At 65.1% G+C, this 5,561-nt stretch carries 5 protein-coding genes and 1 pseudogene; 1 reads left to right on the top strand and 5 read right to left on the bottom strand.

Translation table 11 applies throughout. From position 1 onward, the window contains the following. The first annotated feature begins 246 nt into the window (after positions 1–246). A pseudogene (locus tag ABZ904_RS50365) lies at positions 247–1,012 on the top strand (transposase). Positions 1,013–1,459: 447 nt separating this feature from the next. On the opposite strand, the gene ABZ904_RS50360 reads toward ABZ904_RS50365, so the two are convergent. From ABZ904_RS50360 to ABZ904_RS50340, 5 genes are all read right to left on the bottom strand, one after another. Then, complete coding sequence (locus ABZ904_RS50360; protein ID WP_361830981.1) at positions 1,460–1,915, bottom strand: PH domain-containing protein; 456 nt, start codon at positions 1,913–1,915, stop codon at positions 1,460–1,462. 479 nt (positions 1,916–2,394) lie between these two features. Next, positions 2,395–3,252 carry an alpha/beta hydrolase gene (locus tag ABZ904_RS50355; RefSeq protein WP_361830978.1) on the bottom strand — a complete coding sequence of 286 codons (858 nt, stop codon included), beginning with the start codon at positions 3,250–3,252 and terminating at the stop codon, positions 2,395–2,397. A gap of 147 nt (positions 3,253–3,399) precedes the next feature. Further along, on the bottom strand, positions 3,400–4,254 hold the full coding sequence (locus ABZ904_RS50350) for an alpha/beta hydrolase (RefSeq protein ID WP_361830975.1): 855 nt from the start codon (positions 4,252–4,254) through the stop codon (positions 3,400–3,402). Between the two features lie 369 nt (positions 4,255–4,623). Next, complete coding sequence (locus ABZ904_RS50345) at positions 4,624–5,037, bottom strand: LuxR C-terminal-related transcriptional regulator (protein WP_361830972.1); 414 nt, start codon at positions 5,035–5,037, stop codon at positions 4,624–4,626. Beyond that, positions 5,034–5,414, bottom strand: a complete 381-nt coding sequence (locus tag ABZ904_RS50340; protein ID WP_361830969.1) for a sec-independent translocase — start codon at positions 5,412–5,414, stop codon at positions 5,034–5,036. Before ABZ904_RS50340 ends, ABZ904_RS50345 begins: the two co-directional genes overlap by 4 nt. Positions 5,415–5,561 lie beyond the last annotated feature (147 nt).

Below are 5,561 nucleotides of genomic sequence, written 5' to 3'. Positions count from 1 at the left end.
TGCCCGCCGAAGCCCGCCACAACGCGATCGCGTCGGAACGGAACTCCGCACTGTACTTCGAGGGCCGTGCCACGTAGATCTACACCTTCCAGGACGAAGAAGATCCATTATCAGGTGTCCACACCGCGGGGTGCGCCTCAGAGACCACGCCATACGAAGGCCATGGCAGGGCGGATCACTGGTATGCCAAGGCCCTCGGGTAGCGAGTCTGACAGGTCAGCTCGCACTCACTGAGATGATCTTGGCGTGCCTGGTGTGATCACGGCGTCGGAGCCGTCCTGGATAGCCCCGTTCACCAGGTTGAGCCCGCGCTGTTTCGGCAAGTTGGTGACCGTGGTGCGCCGTGAGATCGGGGACGAGTCGCGGCGCGGGCGGCCGTGGAGCCTGCCACTGGAGGACCGCATCCTGCTGGTCACGGCGTTCTGGAGCACGAACTTGACGTTGCGCCAACTCGCCCTGCTGTTCGGCACCTCCAAGTCCGCCGCCGCCCGGATCATCGACCACCTCGGTCCGAAGCTAGCGCTCCGGCCGCGCAAGCGGTTCGGCAAGGACGCCGTGCTCATCGTGGACGGCACCCTGGTGCCCACCCGCGACCGGAGTATCGCCGAGCAGTCGAAGAACTACCGCTACTCCAACGCCCACCAAGTCGTGATCGACGCAGACTCCCGCATGGTCGTGGTGGTCGGCCGGCCACTGCCAGGCAACCGCCACGACTCCCGCGGCTGGAAGGAATCCGGCGCAAAAGAGGCCGTCGGCAAGACGATGACGATCGTTGACGGCGGCTATCAAGGAACCGGGCTCGTCATCCCGCACCGCCGGACCAAGTGCGAGGAGCTTCCGGCCTGGAAGGAGGAACACAATCGCTCCCACAAGCAAGTTCGTGCCCGCGTGGAGCACACGTTCGCCCGGATGAAGGGCTGGAAGATCCTGCGTGACTGTCGCCTCAAGGGCGACGGTGCACCACGCGATGCTCGGTGTCGCCCGCCTGCACAACCTCGCCCTCGCCGGATAGAAGCCCCGGACTCCCCGCAGGCAACCGCACCGTCACCCACTCAAAGATCACTTACGGGACGGCTTTTAGTGAGACGCTGCGGGGAGAGATGCCACCGTGATCGTAAACGTACTCGTGGTGGCGATCACGCTCGGTCACAGTCAGGTCGGTCCATGCCGAGAACTGGCGACAGTTGAATACGCGCGCCCACCAGGATCAACCCCCTGGAGCCCCGCGAGTTCGCGCTCTCAGATCTCGTACGTGTCTGCGCGCTCGATGTCGTCACGACTGATGTCATGCGCTCCCAGGGCGTAGACAGCACCGCCGAAGTCGAGGAGAAGGTGCGCGCCATCTGCTCTCGCTGGGAAGAGGCCACTGGACAGGAGCCGCAAGGTCCCGTGTACACGCGCTGGCTTCTGGAATCTCAGTATCGCGCTGCCAGTTCCGAGCCGCTCACCAACTTCACCGTCACGGTCTGGTCGCTTCCTGCCACTGGTGCGTGATCTTCTTCAGTACAGCCTCGAAGGACGGATCGGGCCCGACATCGGAGGTCATGGGAGCCGGAAGGCGAAACGAATCACCATCGTGGCGGCTGATGTGGATCCAATAGTCGCAGTTCCCGTGGCCGACTTTGTCTACCTTGATCTCCGAAATCTCATGCCAGGCAGCGGCGGAGCTGCCAAGCAGCCTCCGCGTCTGGATGCCGTGCGCGTCTACGATCGTGCGCCCAAGCGCCATGCCGGCCAGCCACGGGGCTGCTGGAATCCCCATGAGGCCGAATGTCGAGAGGAACGCGCCGATGCCGATCTCTCGTGACCACCCTGTTGCCAGAGCTACGACGGAGTAGGCAGACAACGTAACCGCACCTGCGAACCACAACCACCAGGTGTTCCGCTGAGCGGCTCTGTATTCGACTCTCTGCACGCTTCCACCGTATAGGTCAACACTGTCCTATCTGTGACTGAAGTAGCACTTCCCTCAAGGTGGCCGCCTGGAGCGCAGGCTGCCTACCGCCTTGTGGATCAGGCCGCGCGCCCTCTGCTGCGCGCCTCGCCACCTTGCCTCCGCAACCGGCCGACACCAACGGGTCGCTGTGCATTGACTATGCCGACGGCCCCTGACGGTCCACCCGGCCGATGTCGGGGGCCCCGGTTACGGTAGCCCGGTGAACGGATCGAACGGATCGAATGCACAGGCCGGACCCGGCATACCCGCCCGCCCCGATGTGCCGGGCGCATTGCTGCCTCTCTTGGGCACCGACGAAGACGGGACCTTGTCGCCGTGCGGCCTCGTGGCCCGACGAGGCCGCAGCTCACTCCATCGGCGCGATCGTGTGCGGGCCGGTAGGCGGTTGCCTGGAGACCATCACCTTGACGTTCGGCTGCGGCTCGCCGCCGCGCCGGTCAGCTGAAGGCGCGTTCGCTGTCCAGGAACCGGGACACGTGGCTCACGAACAGTTCGGGGTACTGGAACAGCGCGCCGTGCCCGGAGTCGGGGTAGATGATCAGCTGCGCACCCGGAATGTGCTGCTGCAGAATGTAGGAGTTGATCGTCGGCACCATGACGTCGTGGCTGCCATTGACGATCAGCGTGGGCTGCTGGATGGTCTTCAGCTCGCTCCACCGCTCACCGACCTGCTCGCGCCATTTGCCCATGGCCCCGGCCTGGGCCTTGGCGACCTGCATCGAGCTCGGCGGGTCGACGTCGACAGTGCGCTGGTGGCGCCGCGCCCAGAAGTCCTTGCCGGCCTGCTGGCTGGCTTCGGACGGCTCGAAGAACAGGAACAGGTACCCATCCTTGGTGATCTCCGGATCGTGCCCGGCCACCTCATATATCTTCGGGTCCTGGCCCCCGAATTCTCCTGCCCGCGGTCCCGTGCCGGCCAGCACGAGCCGGCGCACGAGCTCGGGGTGGCGCAGCGTCAGAGTCTGGGCGATGTAGCCGCCGATGGAGAAACCGAGAACGTCGGCCTGCGAAATGCCCAGCGCCCGGATGACCGCCGCGCTGTCATCACCGAAAGCCTCGAAGGTGTTCGGCACCTCGCCGCTGGACCCGGCCACCCCGGCGTAGTCGAACAGGATCACTTCCCGGTTCGCGGCCAGCCCGTCGGTGACCGCCGGGTCCCAGTTGTCCATCCCGCCGCGGAAGTGCACCAGGAACACCAGGGGGGTGCCACCCGGCTTGCCGAACCGGCGGTATGCGTGCCGGACTCCTCCCGCCTCCACGTACTGCGTGGGTGCCGTGACGTGCGTGTGCGACATGTTCTGCTCCTGTGTTGCTCATACCGGTTGTGCCAGGACCCTGTCGTCCATGGCCGGTTCCATCCTGGAAACCGATCGGATTCCTCACCCGGCGGTCGCCGGGAGACCATCACCTTGACGTTCGGCTGCGGCTCGCCGCCGCGCCGGTCAGCTGAAGGCGCGTTCGCTGTCCAGGAACCGGGACACGTGGCTCACGAACAGTTCGGGGTACTGGAACAGCGCGCCGTGCCCGGAGTCGGGGTAGATGATCAGCTGCGCACCCGGAATGTGCTGCTGCAGAATGTAGGAGTTGATCGTCGGCACCATGACGTCGTGGCTGCCGTTGACGATCAGGGTGGGTTGGTGGATGGTCTTCAGCTGGCTGAACCGCTCACCAACCGGCTCGCGCCATGCCGTGATGGCCGCGACCTGGGCCTTGGTCACCTCTGGCCCGCTCAGCGGGTCGACGTCGACAGTGCGCTGGTGGCGCCGCGCCCAGAAGTCCTTGCCGGCCTGCTGGCTGGCTTCGGACGGCTCGAAGAACAGGAACTGGAAGTCCTCCATGGTCGGAACCGGATTCGCGGCCACCTCCAACGCCTTCGGGTCCCGGCCTTCGGCTTCGCCGCCACGCGGTGCGGTGCCGACCAGCACGAGCCGGCGCACGAGCTCAGGGTGGCGCAGCGCTATCTCCTGCGCGACGTAACCGCCGATGGAGAAACCGAGAACGTCGGCCTGCGAAATGCCCAGCGCCCGGATGACCGCCGCGCTGTCATCACCGAAGCCCTCGAAGGTGTTCGGCACCTCGCCGCTGGACCCGGCCACCCCGGCGTAGTCGAACAGGATCACCTCCCGGTTCGCGGCCAGCCCGTCGGTGACCGCCGGGTCCCAGTTGTCCATCCCGCCGCGGAAGTGCACCAGGAACACCAGGGGGGTGCCACCCGGCTTGCCGAACCGGCGGTATGCGTGCCGGACTCCTCCCGCCTCCACGTACTGCGTGGGTGCCGTGACGTGCGTGTGCGACATGTTCTGCTCCTGTGTTGTTTATTCCGGTTGTGCCAGGACCCTGTCGTCCATGGCCGGTTCCATCCTGGAAACCGATCGGATTCCTCTTCTTGCACCGGATTTAAGCCGATCGGTTTCATATCCTGAAGCGAATGAAAACCAATCGGTATTCCCGGTATGAGGGGTGATCACAGTGATGTGACTTGCAGCGGCGCGAAGCACGCAGATGTCAGGCTTGTGCTCGCGCGAACTTGCTTCGTGCACCGCATGCATGAACAACCCTCCATCGCTGCGTCCGTCCGCCCCGTGAGTCTGGGTCGGGTGAACGCAGGGTTTGTGATGGGGCAGATGACCTAGAGAACGACCAGTAGGCAGACATGCCCAGGGTGCTCAGATGCTCTCTGCCTGTGTCACACTCACCGCCAGCGCCGTTCGGGATCCCACCCCGTACTTGCGCATGGCCGACCTCAGCTGCGCCGCAACCGTGCTCGGCGACCTCGACAGTTCGACAGCGATCTGCCGATTGGTCATTCCCTGTCGGCCGATGAGGTGCAGGCCCCGGGTCGAGCCGGCCTTGGCGGCAGTCATCCCGTCGCCGAAGATGATCGAGCACTCGGAGCGCGGCGGCGTGAAGTGCACCGCGCGGTGCTCCTCATCGGACGTGTTGCCGACGTCCAGGCAACGTCCCAGCGTCTCGTAGAAGTCCTTCGCCCGATCCACGTCGCAGACAGGCAGCACGCTGAGTTCAAGCCTGAGCCGGAGCAGTGCCCTGCGCAGTGGTGATCTGCCGAGGTGCGCGCTCATGGCCAGCCGGTGGGCCGGTCGTCGGTGCTGTTGGGTGCGTGTGCGTGGATGGCTTGCACCGATGCCGTGACTTCCCGGCTGTTTTCCGCAACGGCGTGGCGCAGGCCCTGGATCTCGTTCAGGCCGTAGTCGTCGCTGTGGGCGGCCAGTTGCTTGCGGACCACGGCCTTGGGGTTGAGGTCCTGGAAGTCGAATTCTTCGAACCCGGGGCCCAGTTCCTTGCGGATGTCCTGCTTGGCGCTCTCGGAGAACTCTCGGACCTTACGGAGGATCCCCATGGCCTGGCTGATCATCTTGGGGAGTTTGTCCGGGCCGAAGATGAACACGGCGACGACGGCGAGCACGACGGCCTCGAGGGGACTCACATCGAATATCATTCTATGCCTCCTCAGAAGTTCGGACGGGTGTTCTTGGAGTCTGTTGGGGTTTCCCCACAAGTTGGGGTGGCGCGTTGCCCGCGCCGTAGTGACGGCGCGAAAATCGGCTTGGGTGCCGCCCGCGTCCGACGTCGACATGACCCTGGC

Origin of the sequence: Streptomyces sp. NPDC046900 (genome assembly GCF_040644975.1) — a bacterium.
Classification (GTDB): domain Bacteria; phylum Actinomycetota; class Actinomycetes; order Streptomycetales; family Streptomycetaceae; genus Streptomyces.
Note: the sequence above shows the minus strand (reverse complement) of the source record. Positions and strands in the feature narration are given on the sequence as shown.